18 protein-coding genes and 1 tRNA gene are annotated in these 19364 nt (G+C 30.4%); 5 read left to right on the top strand and 14 right to left on the bottom strand.

What is annotated here, in order from left to right:
- Positions 1-92 precede the first annotated feature (92 nt).
- Complete coding sequence (locus tag ACIJYG_RS01145; protein ID WP_435097537.1) at positions 93-1106, top strand: polyprenyl synthetase family protein; 1014 nt, start codon at positions 93-95, stop codon at positions 1104-1106.
- Here ACIJYG_RS01145 and pdxH read toward each other — a convergent pair.
- Positions 1103-1729 (bottom strand): pyridoxamine 5'-phosphate oxidase, encoded by a 627-nt coding sequence (gene pdxH / locus ACIJYG_RS01140; RefSeq protein WP_435097534.1) that lies wholly within the window; start codon positions 1727-1729, stop codon positions 1103-1105. The genes ACIJYG_RS01145 and pdxH overlap by 4 nt on opposite strands.
- Positions 1730-1762: 33 nt before the next feature.
- Here pdxH and aroC point away from each other — a divergent pair, with 33 nt between their 5' ends.
- On the top strand, positions 1763-2845 hold the full coding sequence (gene aroC, locus ACIJYG_RS01135) for a chorismate synthase (RefSeq protein WP_435097531.1): 1083 nt from the start codon (positions 1763-1765) through the stop codon (positions 2843-2845).
- Between the two features lie 8 nt (positions 2846-2853).
- Here aroC and dxs read toward each other — a convergent pair whose 3' ends face one another.
- From dxs to ACIJYG_RS01120, 3 genes are read right to left on the bottom strand one after another with little or no spacing between them, the layout of a single operon-like run.
- Positions 2854-4767, bottom strand: coding sequence for a 1-deoxy-D-xylulose-5-phosphate synthase (dxs, locus tag ACIJYG_RS01130; protein WP_435097528.1), 1914 nt, complete (start codon positions 4765-4767; stop codon positions 2854-2856).
- Positions 4767-5639, bottom strand: a complete 873-nt coding sequence (locus ACIJYG_RS01125; RefSeq protein WP_435097526.1) for a polyprenyl synthetase family protein — start codon at positions 5637-5639, stop codon at positions 4767-4769. Before ACIJYG_RS01125 ends, dxs begins: the two co-directional genes overlap by 1 nt.
- Positions 5636-5872, bottom strand: a complete 237-nt coding sequence (locus tag ACIJYG_RS01120; RefSeq protein WP_435097524.1) for an exonuclease VII small subunit — start codon at positions 5870-5872, stop codon at positions 5636-5638. The genes ACIJYG_RS01125 and ACIJYG_RS01120 overlap by 4 nt, the downstream gene beginning before the upstream one ends.
- 20 nt (positions 5873-5892) lie before the next feature.
- On the opposite strand from ACIJYG_RS01120, the gene ACIJYG_RS01115 reads away from it, so the two are divergent.
- A complete protein-coding gene (locus ACIJYG_RS01115) occupies positions 5893-6825 on the top strand; it encodes an L-threonylcarbamoyladenylate synthase (RefSeq protein ID WP_435097522.1) in 933 nt (310 codons plus the stop codon).
- Positions 6826-6897: 72 nt separating this feature from the next.
- Here ACIJYG_RS01115 and ACIJYG_RS01110 read toward each other — a convergent pair.
- Positions 6898-6974: transfer RNA gene (locus tag ACIJYG_RS01110), tRNA-Arg, on the bottom strand.
- 23 nt (positions 6975-6997) lie between these two features.
- Here ACIJYG_RS01110 and ACIJYG_RS01105 point away from each other — a divergent pair.
- Together ACIJYG_RS01105 and rpoH are read left to right on the top strand one after the other, a co-directional pair.
- On the top strand, positions 6998-7978 hold the full coding sequence (locus tag ACIJYG_RS01105) for an RluA family pseudouridine synthase (protein ID WP_435097520.1): 981 nt from the start codon (positions 6998-7000) through the stop codon (positions 7976-7978).
- Positions 7979-8019: 41 nt separating this feature from the next.
- Positions 8020-8913 carry an RNA polymerase sigma factor RpoH gene (gene rpoH / locus ACIJYG_RS01100; RefSeq protein WP_435097517.1) on the top strand — a complete coding sequence of 298 codons (894 nt, stop codon included), beginning with the start codon at positions 8020-8022 and terminating at the stop codon, positions 8911-8913.
- On the opposite strand, the gene ACIJYG_RS01095 is transcribed toward rpoH, so the two are convergent.
- From ACIJYG_RS01095 to tolB, 9 genes are all read right to left on the bottom strand, one after another.
- Positions 8910-10202, bottom strand: coding sequence for an adenylosuccinate synthase (locus ACIJYG_RS01095; protein WP_435097515.1), 1293 nt, complete (start codon positions 10200-10202; stop codon positions 8910-8912). The two genes, rpoH and ACIJYG_RS01095, sit on opposite strands and share 4 nt — an antisense overlap.
- On the bottom strand, positions 10202-11014 hold the full coding sequence (gene thiD, locus ACIJYG_RS01090) for a bifunctional hydroxymethylpyrimidine kinase/phosphomethylpyrimidine kinase (RefSeq protein ID WP_435097512.1): 813 nt from the start codon (positions 11012-11014) through the stop codon (positions 10202-10204). The genes ACIJYG_RS01095 and thiD overlap by 1 nt, the downstream gene beginning before the upstream one ends.
- Positions 11011-12342 (bottom strand): phosphoglucosamine mutase, encoded by a 1332-nt coding sequence (glmM, locus tag ACIJYG_RS01085; RefSeq protein ID WP_435097509.1) that lies wholly within the window; start codon positions 12340-12342, stop codon positions 11011-11013. The genes thiD and glmM overlap by 4 nt, the downstream gene beginning before the upstream one ends.
- Positions 12339-13394, bottom strand: a complete 1056-nt coding sequence (gene folP / locus ACIJYG_RS01080) for a dihydropteroate synthase (RefSeq protein WP_435097506.1) — start codon at positions 13392-13394, stop codon at positions 12339-12341. The genes glmM and folP overlap by 4 nt, the downstream gene beginning before the upstream one ends.
- 9 nt (positions 13395-13403) lie before the next feature.
- Positions 13404-15317, bottom strand: a complete 1914-nt coding sequence (gene ftsH, locus ACIJYG_RS01075; RefSeq protein WP_435098814.1) for an ATP-dependent zinc metalloprotease FtsH — start codon at positions 15315-15317, stop codon at positions 13404-13406.
- Positions 15318-15377: 60 nt separating this feature from the next.
- Positions 15378-16403 (bottom strand): tRNA lysidine(34) synthetase TilS, encoded by a 1026-nt coding sequence (gene tilS / locus ACIJYG_RS01070; RefSeq protein ID WP_435097503.1) that lies wholly within the window; start codon positions 16401-16403, stop codon positions 15378-15380.
- The gene (gene ybgF / locus ACIJYG_RS01065; RefSeq protein WP_435097500.1) at positions 16363-17358 is read right to left on the bottom strand and encodes a tol-pal system protein YbgF; all 996 of its coding nucleotides are present in this window, start codon (positions 17356-17358) and stop codon (positions 16363-16365) included. The genes tilS and ybgF overlap by 41 nt, the downstream gene beginning before the upstream one ends.
- A gap of 79 nt (positions 17359-17437) precedes the next feature.
- A complete protein-coding gene (gene pal, locus ACIJYG_RS01060) occupies positions 17438-17932 on the bottom strand; it encodes a peptidoglycan-associated lipoprotein Pal (protein ID WP_435097497.1) in 495 nt (164 codons plus the stop codon).
- Positions 17933-18018: 86 nt separating this feature from the next.
- The gene (gene tolB, locus ACIJYG_RS01055; protein ID WP_435097494.1) at positions 18019-19362 is read right to left on the bottom strand and encodes a Tol-Pal system beta propeller repeat protein TolB; all 1344 of its coding nucleotides are present in this window, start codon (positions 19360-19362) and stop codon (positions 18019-18021) included.
- Positions 19363-19364: the final 2 nt, after the last annotated feature.

Raw genomic sequence — 19364 nt, 5'->3', positions numbered from 1 at the left:
TTGAATATATATAGGCTACTTATAATTGAAGAATTAGGTGCGTCAATTGATAAGTAATATATAAAACTCAATTATACTAACTTAAATTGATTATGGGAACTGTAGTACAACTTAAAAAACAAATAAACGACTCTTACTTTCAACTCAAAGATTCTGTTGAGGATAAGCTGATTTTAACTGAGGAAAAAATTAGATCAAAATTAGCTAGTGATGTTGAGTTGGTGGAAAAAATGACAGGCTATCATATTAAAACTGGTGGAAAAAGATTACGAGCCCTTTTAACTTTAGGTGCTGCAAAATTATGTGGATATTCCAGAGGATCAAGAGACGTCAATCTAGCAGCGTGTGTAGAATTAATTCATAGCGCAACATTAATGCATGATGATGTAATAGATGAAGGTGTTTTAAGAAGAGGAAAAGAAACTCTGAATAAAGTTTGGGATAATCATTCTTCAGTGTTGATTGGGGATTACTTATTGAGCAGATGTTTCGAAATGATGGTGGAGGATGGAAATTTAGAAATTTTAAAGTTATTATCATCGACTTCTTCGAAGATAGCTCAGGGAGAAGTTTTACAACTTCAGCACAAAGGTGAGGTTGACATGTTAGAAGAAACTTACTTAAAAATTATTTCAGCAAAAACTGCAGAACTATTTGCAGCCGCAACAAAAGTAGGAGCAATTTTATCAAATGTAGAATCAAAAAAAAAGGATGCTCTTGAATTTTACGGAAGAAATCTTGGTCTCACCTTTCAAATTGCAGATGACACTCTAGATTATAATTCTGATCTCAAATTATTTGGAAAAAAAATTGGTCAAGATTTTTTTGAAGGAAAAATTACTTTACCTGTCATTTTACTTTTTCAAAAAATAGACTTTGATGAAAAAAAATTATTAATTAATCTCTTTAAAAAAGATACAAGAGATAAAGATGACTTTAATGAAATAGTTTCTTTAATAAAAAAATATAATATCATTAAAGAATGCTATCAAAAAGCCCAACATTACATTAATCTTGCTTCAAATTCTTTAACTATATTTAAAGAATCAAAAGAAAAAGATATTCTTAAAAATCTTACTTCATTTAGTTTGGCTAGAAATTTTTAAGGGCTTAATAAAGATTTTATCCAATTTCCACTTTTATTAATAGTATAATTTAATCTTTCATGAATCCTACTATCTCCATCTAACCAAAATTCTATTCTTGTTGGTGATAAATTCCAACCAGACCAATGATTAGGTCTTGGTACATTATTTTCATCATTAAATTTTTGCTTATATTCTTTAATTGACTTTGTAAGTTCCTTTCTATTATTTAGTTCTTTACTTTGTTTTGATGCCCAGGCACCAATTCTACTATCATATCCTCTTGAATTGTAATATTGATCAGCTACTTTGTCTTCTACCTGCGTTATCGCTCCACTAATTCTTACTTGCCTTAAAAGGCTTTTCCAATGAAAACACATTGCAGCATTAGGATTTTCTTTAAGTTCATTTCCTTTCTGACTGTTTAAATTAGTATAAAATACAAATCCATTTTGATTAAACTCTTTTAACAAAACTACTCTAACTGAAGGTAGATTGTCCTTATTAGAAGTTGCCAAAGAAAGCGCATTAGGGTCATTGGGTTCCAGTTTTTTGGCTTCATCCATCCATACTTTAAATAACTGAATTGGATCATCTAGATCTAAAAAACAGTTATTAAGGCCAAGTAAGTTTTTTTGATTCATAATTTAAACAAAATAATCTATATATTATAAATAATGTCATTTAATACTTTTGGAAAGCTATTTCGTTTCTCAACTTGGGGTGAATCTCACGGCTCTGCTATAGGCTGTATAGTTGATGGTTGTCCCCCAAACATAAGCATAAATGAACAAGATATACAAATAGAACTGGATCGAAGAAAACCAGGACAATCAAAATTTACTACTCAACGTAAAGAAGACGATAAAGTTCAAATTTTATCTGGTGTGTTCGAAGGAAAAACCACTGGAACCCCTATATCACTTATAATTTTTAACAAAGATATGAGATCCAAAGATTATGGTAATATAAAAGATAAATTTAGACCAGGACATGCTGATTTAACCTATTTTAAAAAATACGGTATAAGAGATTATAGAGGCGGTGGAAGATCTTCTGCAAGAGAGACTGCAGCTAGAGTTGCGGCAGGAGCAATAGCAAAGATTGTTTTACAAAAAAAATTAGGTAAGAAATTTAAAGTCATAGGCGCAGTTACTCAACTAGGAATATTGGGATGTGATAAAAATCAATGGAATGATAAGGTAATTTCAAAAAATCCATTTTTTTGTCCAGATAAATCAATGATCAAACTCTGGGAAAAATATTTACTAGATATTAGAAAAAATGGATCTTCCTGTGGAGCTGTTATTGAGGTAAGAGCAAGAGGTATACCTCCTGGGCTTGGTGCACCAATATATTCAAAACTAGACTCGGACATTGCTTCTGGTTTGATGAGTATAAATGCTGTTAAAGGAGTAAATATTGGATCAGGAATGAATTCAGCACAATTAACTGGAGAACAAAACTCAGATGAGATTTCCCAAAAAGGTAAAAAGTTAAAATTTGATTCTAATAATGCTGGAGGTATCTTAGGTGGTATATCAAGTGGCCAAGAAATTATTGCTTCATTTGCTGTAAAACCAACATCATCAATTTTAACAGCAAGAAAAACAATTAATAAATTTGGAAAAAATACCACTATATCAGTTAAAGGACGACATGATCCTTGCGTGGGAATAAGAGCAGTTCCTGTTGGTGAAGCTATGATGAATTGTGTTTTATTAGATCATTATTTAATGAACAAAGCACAGTGTGGTTAAATCTATTTTTAATTTTTAACTACTTTAATTGAGTCTTTTGTAAATAAAACATCTAAAATTTTCTTTGAAATTTGAGAAGCATTTAGTCCAGCAACATCGTACATTTTTTTAGGGGTGTCTTGTTCGATAAAAGTGTCAGGCAATGTCATTGATCTAAACTTTAATCCTTTATCAAATATACCTCTCTCAGCTAGTAGATTTTTAACATGAGAGCCAAAACCACCTATCGATCCTTCTTCTATAGTTATCATTACTTCATGTTGTTGAGCACATTTTAAAATAAGTTCTTGATCTAAAGGTTTGACAAATCTTGCATCAATAATTGTTACAGACACACCTTTGCTCTTTAATTCCTCAGATGCTAATTTACATTCTTCAAGTCTTGTTCCCAAACTTAAAATACATACTTGGTTTCCTTCTTGAACAATTTTTCCTTTACCAATTTCAATTTTTTCATCAATTGAAGGTAATTCAAGACCCACTCCTGTCCCTCGTGGATATCTAATCGCGCTTGGTTTATCATTAATATCAATTGAGGTGTTTATCATTTTTACTAACTCGACCTCATCACTTGCAGCCATCACAATAAAATTAGGAAGAGTTGATAAATAAGTAATATCAAATGAACCAGCGTGCGTAGATCCATCTGCACCTACTAGCCCAGCTCTATCTATTGCAAATCTTACTGGCAAACTTTGAATAGCCACATCGTGAACAACCTGATCATAAGCTCTTTGTAAAAAAGTAGAATAAATTGCAACATAAGGTTTATAACCTTCCGTAGCTAAACCAGCAGCAAAAGTTACCGCATGTTGCTCAGCTATACCAACATCAAACATTCTTTTTGGAAATTCTTTTCCAAAAATATCCATACCTGTTCCTCCAGGCATTGCAGCAGTTATACCAACAATTTTGCTGTCTTTTTGAGCATGCTTGACTAAAGTGTTAGCAAATACTTTTGTATAAGCTGGTAGATTGCTACCATTTTTTACTTGTTCACCTGTTTCAACATTAAATTTTGACACACCATGGTAATGATCGGTAGCTTTTTCCGCATATGAATAACCTTTTCCTTTTTGTGTTTTAATATGGATCATGATTGGACCTTCATGTTTCAAGTCCCTTGCATTTTTAAGAACTGGAACAAGGCTTGTTAGATCATGACCATCAATTGGACCAGCATAATAAAAACCTAATGAGTTAAATAATGTGCCTCCTGTAACTGCAGATCGCAGAAAATCTTCAGCTTTTCCTGCTTTTGCGCTAAACCGTTTTGAAAACGAAGACATTATTAATTTAATTGTTTCTCTTAGACTAAAATAAATTTTTCCAGTTAATAACTTTGCTAGGTAAGTTCTCATTGCACCCACTGGTTTTGCAATTGACATATCGTTATCATTCAAAATAACAATCATTTTTGTTTTTGATGCTCCAGCATTATTCATAGCCTCATAAGCCATGCCTGCACTTATTGCACCATCACCAATTACAGCTATTACATTTGAGGATTTATTTGCTAATTTATTTGCTTCAGCAATTCCTAGTGCTGATGATATAGATGTCGAGCTATGAGCGGCACCAAAGGGATCATACTCACTCTCAGATCTTTTTGTAAATCCTGATAGTCCATTTCCTTGCCTTAACGATCTTATCTTATTTTTTCTTCCAGTTAAAATTTTATGTGGATAAGACTGATGACCCACATCCCAAATCAATTTATCATTAGGAGTGTCAAAAACGTAATGAAGAGCAACAGTCAATTCAACAACACCTAGGCCTGCCCCTAAATGACCACCAGTTTCGGACACTGCACCAATCATCTCTTCCCTAACCTCTTCAGCTACTTTTTGCAAATCATGTTCTGATAACTTTCTTAAGTCAGATGGAAAATTTATATCATTTAAAAAACTATAATTTTTCATTATTTTTCTCTGTGTAAAATATAATTCAATGTTTCTCTAATATTTTTAGAATTTGAACCGTATTTTTTTAAATTCTTATTTGTTTTTAAAATAATCCTATCACAATATTTAATTGCATTCATATAGCCAAGTAAGCCTATTAGTGTAGCCTTACCTTTCTTTTGATCTTTTCCTGTTTTTTTTCCAGCTTTTTTAGAGTTACCTTTAAAATCAATTAAATCATCAGCTATTTGAAATAATAAACCTATTTCAGAACCAATATTTTCAAAAAATTTTATTTCTTTCATATTTTTTTTCTTAATAATTGCAGGAGCAGCACAGCAGAAACTAAATAACTTTCCTGTTTTTTTAATTTCCATTTCTATAATCTTGCTTTGAGAGATCTTTTTTTTTTCATAGCTGAGGTCCAGATATTGACCACCAGCTATACCCAAGTGACCTGAGCATTCAGATAGTTTCTTTATTAAATCAATTTTAATTTTTTCACTTATTTTTAAAGTAGGACTTGCTAAAATTTCAAATGCCATTGTAAGCAATGAGTTTCCAGCAAGGACTGCTGTGGACTCTCCAAATTTAATGTGAGTAGATGGTTTTCCTCTTCTTATTTTATCGTTATCCATACATGGTAAATCATCATGAATTAGTGAATAAGCATGAATACATTCTACAGCAGCACCAATAGCAATTAATTTTTTATAATCTATTGCTAACAATGAACCGACATCAATTAAAATTTTAGATCTGATTTTTTTTCCACCAGGAAATAAACCATACTTCATGGCTGGAATTAATTTAGAATTATTCTGCTTATCAAGAAATCTATCTAAAAAAAGGTTTGTATCTTTTGCAATCCTATCAAGCTTAGTTTTCATTTTTTTTTAATGATTTCTTTAACTTTTTTATTGGTTTCTTCGCCTATAGATCTAAAATTTTTATGAAATTTTTTTTCAATAATATTGTTCAATTTTAATAATTGCTGATAGCTTTCAACAGAATTATTTAGATCTTTTTCATTTTCTAAAGATTCAATTATTTGATTTGCTTGATCTGTTAATTCTTCAAGCGAACTTGAATTATTATCAGGTAGTAAATTTTTATCTTTCATATAATAATAATTATTAATACATGAAATCTGTTCAATCAAATATCAAAAAAGCTAAAAAATATTTAGATAAGAATCATTGTGTGGCTGTGCCTACTGAAACTGTCTATGGATTAGCTGGAAATGCTTATTCAAGCCTATCTGTAAAAAGGATATTTAAGTTGAAGAAAAGACCGATGAATAACCCGTTAATTGTACATTATTCAGATATTGATAGGCTTAAAGATGATTGTGTTATTAATGATGATTTTGTCAAGCTGTATAATGAATTCTCTCCTGGACCAATTACATTTATCTTAAAATTGAAAAAAAGTTCCAAAATTTCTAAATTTGTAACCAACAAACAAAAAAGCCTAGCAGTTCGTTTTCCTAAACATACATTATTTAAAAAACTACTTAAAAATTTGGACTATCCATTAGCTGCCCCAAGTGCAAATATATCAACTAGATTAAGCTCTGTTAAAGCATCTGATGTTGTAGAAGAGTTTGGAACAACAATTAAATATGTCTTGGATGGAGGCAAATGTCAGATTGGTTTAGAGTCAACAATTATTAATCTTTTAGGCAAACCAACAATATTTAGATTTGGAGGATTAGATATTTCAAAAATAGAAAAAATATTAAAAAAAAAAGTTTTAATCAAAACTAATTCAAAAAAAAAAATTGCGCCTGGACAATTTTCTTTGCATTACTCTCCAGGCATTCCATTAAGAACAAATGCAAAAAAACCAAAAAAAGATGAAGCTTTTGTATTGATAAAAAAAAGAAAAACTACATTTAAAAATTACTACTATTTAAGTAAAAAAAATAATCTTCAGCAATCTGCTAAAAATCTATACACATTATTAAGAAAAATTAAAAAAGATGGTTATAAAATGATTGCAGTTGAAAAAATTCAAAATAAAGGAATTGGCAAAACAATTAACGATAGATTGAAAAGAGCTTCAAGATATTAAATGACAAAATCAATTGAAGTAATAAATTAATGAAAGAGAGAAAGGTACTTAAATCAATTTTGGCAAATAAATTGGCGCGCCTGCTAGGAGTCGAACCCAGAACCTCCTGATCCGAAGTCAGGCGCTCTATCCAGTTGAGCTACAAGCGCATATAGTATTAATATTACATTTTATGGAAAAAAACATTAATTTTATAGTCGAAGAAAATGAAAATAATCTAAGAGTAGATGTATTAATCAACAAAAGAGAAAGGTTGATTAGTAGGACAAGAATTAAAAACTTAATCTTAAAAGAAAAACTAAAATTAAATGATGAAATTATTAAAAGTCCTTCAAAAAAAGTTTTATCTGGTGACAAATTAAGCCTTAATATTCCAGAGCCTGAAGTGGCGTCACTAAAACCCTATGACTTTAAACTGGAAATAATTCATGAAGATGAAGATCTGTTAGTAATCAACAAACCAGCTGGAATAATTATGCATCCAGGGGCTGGAAATTATGACAAAACAATTGTCAATGCGTTAATGCATTATGATAATAACTCACTATCAACTATTGGAGATGAGCTTAGGCCAGGGATAGTACATAGAATTGATAAAAACACGTCAGGTTTAGTAGTTATTGCAAAAAATAATGAAACACATGAAAACTTATCAAAACAGTTTAGCGATCATACAATCACAAGAGCTTATCAGCTGTTAATTTGGGGCAAACTAAGACCTTCAACAGGTAGAATTGATACATTTATAACTCGAAGCTCAAAGAACAGACAATTAATGGAGGTTAGCAGATCCAAAGGTAAGCATGCAATTACCAATTATAAAACTATAGAAATTTTTGAAAACGACAAAACACCAACATTAAGTTTAGTTGAGTGTAAATTAGAAACTGGAAGAACTCATCAAATTCGTGTTCATATGACTCATATGGGAAACAGCATTGTTGGGGATGATAAATATAAAAAAAAATATAAAAAGCTAAAAAATATTGATATGGGATTAGAAAGTTTAATCTCTAAATTAAATAGACAATTTTTACATGCAAAAACTCTGGGTTTCATTCATCCAAAAACTAATGAAGAAATGATTTTTTCCTCAATTTTGCCACAAGAACTTAATAATTTATTAAAAATGCTTAAAAATACTAGCAAATAAACCATTGAAAATTTAATATAGTTAATTAAATAAATACTCCCATGAATGCAACTTTTAATAGCAATGTGCCAGCTCTTTCAAATGAAGGAGGTCTGTCAGCATATTTAGATCAAATTAAAAAATTTCCGATGCTAGCTGCAGAAGAAGAGTACATGTTAGCAAAAAATTGGAAAACTACAGGCAATATCAAAGCAGCCGAAAAATTGGTTACTAGCCATCTAAGATTAGTGGCTAAAATAGCAATGGGATACAAAGGTTATGGATTACCTGTAAATGAAATGATTTCTGAAGGAAACGTTGGTCTTATGCAGGCTGTTAAAAAATTTGAACCTGAAAAAGGTTTTAGATTAGCGACATATGCGATGTGGTGGATCAAAGCCTCTATCCAAGAATATATATTAAGATCTTGGAGTTTGGTCAAAATAGGAACAACTACAGCTCAAAAAAAATTATTTTTTAATCTCAAAAAAATAAAAAATCAAATAGCACCACAAACAGAAGGAGATTTAAGAGACGAACATGTTAATGAAATAGCTAATAAATTAGATGTAAGTAGAGATGAAGTTGTCTCAATGAATAGAAGACTTTCTGGTAAAGAGTTTTCATTAAATGCTCAGGTTGGTGAAGATGGAGATGAATGGCAAGATTGGTTAGTCGATAAAGAACTAGACCATGATCTAAAATTTGCTCATCAAGAAGAAATGGAACAAAGAAAAGATTTATTAAAAAATTCAATCAAAGTTTTAAATGAAAGAGAAAAAGAAATTTTATATTCCAGAAGGTTAAATGATAATCCTACAACTTTAGAGGATTTGAGCAAAAAACATAAAATTAGTAGAGAAAGAGTAAGACAAATTGAGAATAAAGCGTTTGAGAAATTACAAAAACAGATGCTACTTATGGCAAAATCTAAAAATTTACTACCTGTAAATTAAATATCAAAAGGATTTTCAACTAAAATTGTATCATCTCTTTCAGGACTGGTAGATACGCTGGATACTTTCGCACCTATAAAATTTTCTACTGCATAAATATATTTTTTTGCATTTTCAGGTAAAGCATCCATATCCTTGATTCCATTTGTAGATGTTTTCCATCCAGGAAAAGTTTTGTAAATTGGTTTTATTTTTAACTGATCTTCAACTGCTGCGGGCAAATAATCTATTTTTTTTCCATCAAGTTCATACTCAACACACATTTTAATTTCATCCAACTCATCAAGAACATCAAGTTTAGTAAGCGCAATACCATCTATACCTGAAATTTTTATAGTCTGTCTTACCAAAACGCCATCAAACCATCCACATCTCCTTTTTCTACTAGTCACTGTACCAAATTCTTTTCCTCGAGTACCCAGCAATTCTCCAATATCATCTATTAATTCTGTTGGAAAGGGACCCTCACCAACTCTTGTTGTGTAGGCTTTTGTAATTCCTAAAACATAATTAATTGAATTTGGACCACATCCTGTACCTGTTGCTGCGCTTGATGCAACAGTGTTGGAAGAAGTTACATAAGGATATGTTCCATGATCTACATCTAATAAAATTCCCTGAGCGCCTTCAAATAAAATTTTCTTTTTTTGTTTTTTGAACTCATCAATTTTAAGCCAAACTGGTTGGGAAAACTTTAATATTTGAGGTGCGATTTTTAATAAATCTGATTTAAGTTGTTCTTTTTCAAAAATTTTCTTTCCAAGACCTTTTCTAATTGCATTATGATGAACTAAAACAGATTCTAACCTTTGATCCAAATTTTTTTCAGATCTGAGATCCATTACTCTGATTGATCTTCTTCCAACTTTGTCTTCGTATGCGGGGCCAATTCCTCTTCTAGTTGTTCCAATTTTACTTTTTCCTGCTGCATCTTCTCTTATTTCATCCATTTCTCTATGAAACGGTAAGATTAAATTTGCAGCTTCTGAAATAATGAAATTATTTATATCTACATTTACACCTTTGGATTTTATTTCTTCAATTTCTTCCAGTAACGCCCATGGATCAACAACTACTCCATTTCCAATAATTGAAATTTTATTTTTTCGTACAATACCTGATGGCAATAATCTTAATTTGTAAGTCACTCCATCAATTACTAGGGTGTGACCAGCATTGTGTCCTCCTTGGAATCTAATTACAACGTCAGCTTGTTCTGAAAGCCAATCAACAATTTTACCTTTTCCTTCATCACCCCACTGAGATCCAACTACAACTATATTTTTCATTATCTAAATTTTCTTTCTATATTAATTGTGTGAAGATGATTAATTGGACCATGACCTTCTCCATATTTGGGATTAGTTTTAATAGCAGAATTTACATAGTTAATGCCAAGCTCACAAGATTTCTTTATAGGTTTTCCACAAGATAAAAATGTAGTTATTGCGCTGGATAAAGTGCATCCTGTTCCATGGGTATTTTTGGTTTTAAATCTTTTACTCTTAAAAATTTTAATATCAGATTTTGAAACAAATATATCTTCAACAATTTCCGAATTTAAATGACCTCCTTTAATTAACACATTTTTCGCACCAATTTCTATTAATTTATATGCGGCAAAGATCATATCTTCTTTACATTTAATTTTTGTATTAGTTAATATTTCTGCTTCTGGAATATTAGGTGTGATCAATGTAGCTAATTTTAATAATTCATTTTTTAATAGTTTAATTGCATCATCAGCTATTAATTTAGTTCCACCTTTTGCAACCATAACAGGATCAAGGACTATTTTATTTACTTTAATTATCTTTAGAGAATTAATAACAGATTCAATTACTTTGGTAGAATGTAGCATGCCAATTTTAATCGCATCAGGAGTAATATCTTTCGCAGTAAATAAAATTTGATTTGAAATTTCTTTTGGTGGAACTGGAACAATTGATTTTACTCCAGTTGTATTTTGAGCTGTAATAGCAGTAATCGCTGTCATCGTATAAGAGCCAAGTGCTGTAATAGTTTTGATGTCAGCCTGAATTCCAGCTCCTCCTGATGAGTCAGATCCTGCAATAATTAATACTTTGGAATTAGGCTTCACTTTATTTGTTTTAAAATAATATTTATGCACTTATCTAAAAGATGTTTGTTTTCACTTTCACCCATAACTCTTATTTTTGACTCTGTGCCTGATTCTCTAACTAAAATTCTTCCATGACCTTTCATTAGTCTTTCTGCTTTTTTTACAGATTTTTTTACTTCTAGGTTTTTAATTATAGATTTATTCTTTACTGAAATATTTTTCAAAATTTGAGGAGTTTTTTTAAACTTATTAAAAAAAGAACTAGCTTTTCTTCCTTTTCTTAATGCAAATAATACTTCTAACGCAACCAGCAGTCCATCTCCAGTTGTTGCAAACTTACCTAAAATAATATGACCAGATTGTTCACCGCCTAGATTAAAATTTTTTTTTTGCATATTTTCTTTTACATACCTATCACCAACATTTGCTCTTATAAATTTTATCTTCTCAGATTTAAAAAATTTTTCTAAACCATAGTTTGACATCAAGGTGCCCACAACACCTCCTCTTAACATTTTTTTACTCTTCCATCTTGTAGCTAAAGCTGCAATTATTTGATCTCCGTCAATTATATTTCCTAATTCATCACTCATTATAATTCTATCAGCATCACCATCTAAAGAAATGCCAAGGTGAGCTCTATATCTTTTTACTGCAAGTTTAATCTTATTTGGATATGTAGAGCCACACTTTTGATTAATATTCGTACCATTTGGATTTATGCCAATTGCTATTACTTTTGCCCCCAAAGACTTTAGCAGTTCTGGTCCTGCTTTGTAGCCCGCACCATTTGCACAATCAATTACTATTCTTAATCCTCTTAAATTAAATTCCTTTGGAAAATTTTTTTTTAAAATTTTTAGATATTTTTTTGTTCCATTTTCTAACCTTTTTACTCTGCCTAATTTTTCTGGACTTGAGAGATTTTTTGTAATTCCTTTATCAATCAAATTTTCTATTTTTTTTTCAATTTTATCAGATAACTTCATGCCGTCAGGGCCAAATAATTTTAAACCATTATCATAATGTGGATTATGAGAAGCAGTTATCATAATACCCATATTAGCTTTCATTGCCTTTGTTAACATTGCCAAACCATTTGTTGGCAAGGGTCCAAGTGTGTAAACATGCATTCCAGCTGATGTCAGTCCTGAAACTAACGCTGGTTCAAGAGTATAGCCAGACAGTCTTGTGTCTTTAGCTATTATTGCTGTTTGTTTTATTTTTTTTTGAGATTTAAAGAATGTACCTGAGGCAAGGCCAAACTTAAAGAACATATCACCATTAATATATTTGCTATTAATTGCACCTCTTATTCCATCAGTTCCAAAATATTTTTTTGTCATTTGTATTTTGTTATTTCTTTAAAGACTTTTATGCTTTGAAGCAATTCATTTACATCATGAATTCTTAAAATTTGCACTCCTTGCATCATTAGATAAATTGACGAAGCAACTGTTCCTCCAATTTTGCTTTTAGTGTCATTTTTACCAGCTATTTCTTTAATAAATCTTTTTCTCGAGTTGCCTACCAGTATAGGAAATCCTAAGGAGTGAAAAATAGAAATATTACTTAAAAGACTAATATTGTGTTTTAAATTTTTTCCAAAGCCTATACCTGGATCAATAATAATATTATTGTGTTTTATTCCAATTGTTTTTAAAAATTTTATTTTTTGTTCAAAAAAATCATAGATATCTAATAATTCATTTTTATATTGTGGCTTATTTTGCATTTTTTCAGGTGTCCCTTGTGAATGCTGAACAACAAAAGGGGTTTTATATTCTTTTAAAACATTAACAGTTTCAAAATCATAATTTAGCCCAGACACATCATTAATAATTTTAACACCATGTTTAATTCCTTTTTTCATAACTTCAGATTTTCTTGTATCTAATGAAATTGGAATTTTTTTACTTATCAACTTAATAAGTTTTTCTATTCTCTTCCATTCTATTTTATTATTTATTGCTTTTGATCCAGGTCTTGTTGATTCTCCACCAATATCAATAATATTTGCTCCTAAATCAAACATCTCTAATGCATGCTTTAGTCCTTTATTGTCTTTATTAAATTTTCCTCCATCAGAAAAACTATCTGGTGTAATGTTTAATACCCCCATTATATTTGGTATTTTTAAAAAATTTAAATTTGAAAAATTCTTTTTTTTTGATTTAATTTTTTTTAAATCAAATTTGATTTGTTCTTTTAATGATTTTTTTAAATCGTTTATTTTATTTATAGAGATTTTTTTTTTAGAAGTTCTTGATATTATCTCAATATGATCGAATGAAATTTTTTTATTTCCATTCAGAGGAATTGTTTTATTATTATTTACTAATAGCTTTGACTCACTGCCATAATAGAAATTACACGCTCTAGTGTAATATCTTCTCATTTCTTTATGTTAATGAACTATTTTTGGTTTTAAACCCATAGCACCTAAAGCTGAGCTTTGATCGTCATTTTCTTTGGGTTCTTCAGTCACTTTATCTTTTGGGTATAAATTTTTATTAATTATATTTTCAATTTCTTCACCAGTTAAAGTTTCATAAGTAATAAGAGCTTTAGCAATTTTGTGTAAATCATCAATTTTTTCAGTTAATATTTTTGTAGCCTCGTTATAACCTTCATCAACTAATTTTCTGATTTCTTTATCTATTTTTTTTGCTACTTCTTCTGAGACCGATTGTGTTTGAGTAACTGATCTACCTAAAAATACTTCTTCTTGATTTTCTCCATATTCTATCGGGCCCATTTCTTCACTCATTCCATATTTTGTTACCATAGCTCTTGCAAGTTGAGTAGCTTGGTTTATATCTGATCCACTACCACCACCAGCACCTGTAGATATATTGTCTTTTCCAAAGATTAATTCTTCAGCAACTCTTCCACCAAAACATACAGCCATCCTTGCTTTTAAATATTTAATTGAATACCCATGTTTGTCTCTCTCTGGTAGATTCATAACCATTCCTAGCGCTCTACCTCTTGGAATTATAGTTGCTTTGTGTATTGGGTCATAACTTGGCATGTTAAATGACACCAAAGCATGACCTCCCTCATGATAAGCTGTCAATTTTTTTTCGTCTTCTGTCATTACCATTGATCGTCTTTCAGATCCCATCATTACTTTATCTTTAGCTTCTTCAAACTCAATTAAAGTCACAATTCTTTTGTTTTTTCTTGCTGCAAGTAAAGCTGACTCATTAACTAGATTAGCTAAATCTGCACCTGAAAAACCAGGTGTCCCTCTAGCTATAGTTCTTAAATTTACATCTGGTGCCATCTTAATTTTTTTAACATGAACTTTTAAAATTTTTTCTCTTCCTATGATATCTGGGTTCGAAACAACCACCTGTCTATCAAATCTTCCAGGTCTTAATAAAGCTGGATCAAGTACATCAGGTCTGTTCGTTGCTGCAATAATAATAACACCTTCATTTGTTTCAAATCCATCCATTTCAACTAACAATTGGTTTAGAGTTTGCTCTCTTTCATCATTTCCACCTCCTAATCCAGCGCCTCTACTTCTGCCGACTGCATCTATCTCATCTATAAAAATAATACATGGTGAATTTTTTTTACCCTGCTCAAACATGTCTCTAACTCTTGAGGCACCTACACCAACAAACATTTCAACAAAGTCTGAACCTGAAATTGTAAAAAACGGAACGCCAGCTTCACCAGCGATTGCTCTTGCCAGCAATGTTTTTCCAGTCCCAGGAGGGCCAACTAATAGAGCTCCTCTAGGAATTTTTCCTCCTAATCTACTAAATTTTTTTGGATCTTTTAAAAATTCTACAATTTCTTCTACTTCTTCTTTGGCTTCCTCTACCCCAGCGACATCATTAAATGTAACTTTACCTTTAAGCTCATTCATCATTTTAGCTTTAGATTTTCCAAATCCCATCGCACCACCCTTGCCACCTTGCATTTGTCTCATAAAGAAAATCCAAACTGCAATTAATAGCAACATTGGGAACCAAGATAGAAGAACTCCAAACAGTGAAGGCATTTTTTCATCTAAAGGTGCAGCTGAAATACTAACTCCTTTATCAGATAGTTTTTCGATTAAGTTAGGGTCATTAGGAGAGTATGTAGAAAAAGAGTTACCATTAGAAAAAACTCCTTTAATATTATTCCCTTGAATCTCAACTTTTAAAACCTCTCCATTTTCAACTGAGGTTAAAAATTCTGAAAATATAATTTGATTTCCTCCTCTTACGTTTGCTTGAGGGTTCTTAAACATGTTATATAAGCCAATAGTCAGGAAGACTATAATTCCCCACATAGCAAGATTTTTTAAATTCATAATGATAAGATAAGAATTATTACAAGATTAACAAGTGACAAAATATCATTAAATATTTATGTTTTGTTACTCTTTGAACAAAATTACAGTTTCATTAACCTTTTTAATAACGCAACCACCTAAAGTAACTTTGAAGGAGGATTTAAAGTTTATTAAGTGAATAATTTTATCAATTTTTTTTCCTCTGACAGCATAATACTTTTTACCTACAATTTTTATTACCTCGGTTAAAGACCTAAATACAACTTCATTTGACTGAGAGAAAAAATTTTCTTTTAGAATAACATTATTTTTTTTACTTAAAATTGTTACATTGTCCTCTAAATTTTTTTTAGTGTAAAACTCTATATTCTCATTTGCAAATTTTAAATTTTTAATTGTTAAAAAAAACTTTTTTCTATCAAAACCCTCAAAACTTAATTGCTTTAAAAAATTTCTAATTTTTACTCTTTTAAAATTATCATCTTCATTTGAAGGGTCTTTAATATATGATCCAAAAATATAATTACTTAAATATATCAAGTCCTTTTTATCTATTTTAATTAAAGGTCTAATCAAATTGACCTGATTTTTATGTGTCTCTCTATCTAATGAAATTAATCCCTTTAGACCACTACCTCTTAAAATTCTTATAAAAAAATTTTCAAATAAATCGTCTAGATGATGGCCAAGGAGAATATTTTGTATTCGATACTTTTTTGCTGCATCTGTTAATAGCTTGTATCTTTTTTCTCTAGCAATCGATTGAATATTTTTTTTAGGCTTTTTACCCTTCCAGGTTAAGATATTTAATTTTATAGAAAAATTTTTTAATTTTTTTTGAACAGTTCTGGCTTCTAAAGTAGAGTTACTTCTCAACTTATGATCAACTATTAAATATTTAATATCTTTAGATTTTTTAATTGAATAAATTTTTGCTAAAAAAGTTAATGCAAGACTATCTGGACCACCTGAAACTGCTACTACAAAATTTTTTTTAACAGGCAAATTACTTTCAAATTTTTTGTAAATTTGAAGAGTTCGACTATCTTTTAATTTATCTAATAAAAACTTATGAGTCTTCTTTGATACATTCAAATTTTTTAGACTCATATTTTGCTTTTTGAATTACTGATTGGTTAGCTTTAGGGTATTGTAACTCTACTCCATTTATCATTTTACATCCTTGGTCTTTTTCTCCAATTTGAACCATTGATACACCAAGCTTTAATAGATTTATAGGTGCCTTATTACCTTTTGGGTATTTTTGATAACCTTCTAAATAAGCTGATGCAGCATCAGTATAAAGTTGTCTTATTCTAAAAGTTTCTGCATACCAGTACTGAGCACTGCCAGCTAATTCGTGTTCACTATTGGATACTACAAATTCTCTAAAAGCTCTTTCGGCTGTACTGTAATCGCCAACTTTTAAAAAACTTGTCGCAAATTCATACTGTTTTTTTGGTGATAAATCTTGTGGCAATATTTTTTCTTCAGCCTGAAAAGTTTCAGTTACTACAGACGCAGTTGTATCTACAGATTGAATTTGTTGAGATGTTTCAGGCGTCTCAGTATCTTTATAGGATATTGTGCCAAGATCTTGTGGCTGCGAACTCCCTGGTAATATTTCACTTTTTGTTGTGTCTGTCTTTGGTTTAGAGGACAATTGTGTTGTATTATCACCAGAACTTATTGCAGACTCTAAATCTTGAAACCTTATCTGATTGTCAGCCTGAATTTTTGATAATCTATTTGATAATTTATCAAGTTTAAAATTAATTTCTTCAAATTTATTGGTTAATTGTCGAAATTGATCTTCAACTTGAGATAATTTTAATAAATGTCTTGTCAGCACATCCTCTGAATTACTATCTAGATCAATGTTTGACTGTTGATTAGTTGAGGCACTTGTTTCAATTGAGCCAGAATAAACCGCTCTTTCAAGAGTTTTAAGGTCATTTTTAATGATTTCTAAGGTTTCATAAATATTATGATTGTCTGCAAAAGAATTATTAAAAAAATTTAAACTTAATAGAATTATTAATATTAATTTGTCTAAAAATCTCATGTATTTAATTTATGGTTATAAAAATGGCAAAAAAAAGACCCTAAAACTTTGACACTTTAGGGTCTTTAAATTTAATTCTTTAATTTGCTTTAACAGTTACAGATCTTCTATTTTTTGACCAAGCTAAAGGGTTTGAGCCGGCATCTACTGGTCTTTCTTTTCCATAACTTAATACTGAAATCCTGTCTGAAGATATTCCATAAGTCATCAAATAATCTTTTGCAGAGTTAGCTCTTCTTTCTCCAAGTGCTAGGTTATACTCTCTTGTTCCTCTTTCATCAGCATGTCCTTCTAGAACAACGTTTATGCTAGAATTTTTTCTTAACCAAGCTGCTTGTGCTCTTAATGTCTCTCTTGAAGCTGTTGTTAATATAGTTTCGTTCGTTGCAAAGAAAACTCTATCCGGAACACCATCAGCTAAATACTCAACTGAGTCAGTACCTGTGTAAACATCACTTTGCATCTGACCTTGTATTGCATCAGTTGCAATTTCTTTTTTTGTTGCACATGCAGTTAACACTAGGCAAGCTGCTAAGATTAAAAGTATGTTTTTATAAATTTTGCTTAATATCATTAAATTGCTCCTTGCTGCTAATTTCAATTTCTTACTTTTTCACAACTAGATAGAGGTTTCAAGTTAAAAAATCAAGTAATTTTAAACTAATTACTCAACAAAGATGACCATGATGGGTCTGAAGCATCAGTCTGTGTTTCAACTAAACGTTCATTATAGCCAGTTAAATCTATTGACCATAGCTTCGCAGAAAATCCTTCCCCTTTTGCGTTAGTTTTTGTTTCTCTATAAAAAATCAAAACTCTTCCATTTGGAGACCAAGAAGGTGCTTCTTGATAGTAATTTTCAGTCAATAACCTTTCGCCTTTACCATCTGTTCTCATAACTCCAATATAAAATTTTCCTTTATGTAATTTTGTAAAAGCTATTAAATCCCCTCTAGGTGACCATACAGGTGTTCCATATATTCCGTTTCCAAATGAGATTCTTTTAACATCGCTTCCATCACTTTTCATAATATAAATTTGTTGGTACCCACTTCTATCAGAATTAAAAGCAATAAATTTTCCATTTGGAGAGTAAGATGGTGAGGTATCAATTGAAGGATGATTAGTAATTCTTTCAACCAATCTATTTTCTAAATTCATCGTGTAGATGTCCGATTTTCCATCTTTAGCAAAACTCATTATTATTTTTTTACCATCAGGAGAAAATCTTGGTGCAAAAGTCATTCCAGGAAAATCACCTACAACCTCTTGAGTTCCTGTTTCAATATCTAGTAGATATACTCTTGGCAAATTTTTAAAGTAAGACAAATATGTAACCATCTGACTAGTTGGATTAAATCTTGGAGTTAATACAAGCTCATTTCCAAGTGTAAGAAATTTGTTATTTGCACCATCTTGATCCATAATTGCTAATCTTTTTTTTCTTTGTGTTTTTGGACCTTCTTCAGCAACATAAATTATTCTTGTATCAAAGTATCCTTTTTCTCCTGTTAATCTTTCATAAACTTTATCTGATATAATGTGCCCTACTCTTCTCCAGTTACTTGGTACCGTTGTAAATGCTAATGCCATCATCTCTTTAGCTGCCAAAACATCCCACAATCTAAATTCAACTCTTAATTTTTCATCAACATACGTCACTTTACCGGTAACGAGTGCTTGAGTTTTAATTAAATTCCAATCTTCAAATCTAGGTTTTAAATTTGCAATATCTGGTGCTTGTAGAAAAGCATCTTTATTCAATGGATTAAATAAACCTGACGTCCTTAAATTATTTTCAACTATAGAAGAAATTTCAGAACCAATATTTTCTTTTTTAAGTATCTTTTCAAAGCTTTTTTTAGATTTATCATCAATTGATAAAGGTGAAACTGCTAATGGAAGTGGATTTAGGTTTCCTCTTGTAATATCAACCTCAATTAAAGCAAAAGCCTTGAGTGGTAACAAACATGTTAATAATATAATTACAAAATTTTTTTTCATTT

Source organism: Candidatus Pelagibacter bacterium nBUS_27 (assembly GCF_051200985.1).
Taxonomy (GTDB): Bacteria; Pseudomonadota; Alphaproteobacteria; order Pelagibacterales; family Pelagibacteraceae; genus Pelagibacter.
Note: the sequence above shows the minus strand (reverse complement) of the source record. Positions and strands in the feature narration are given on the sequence as shown.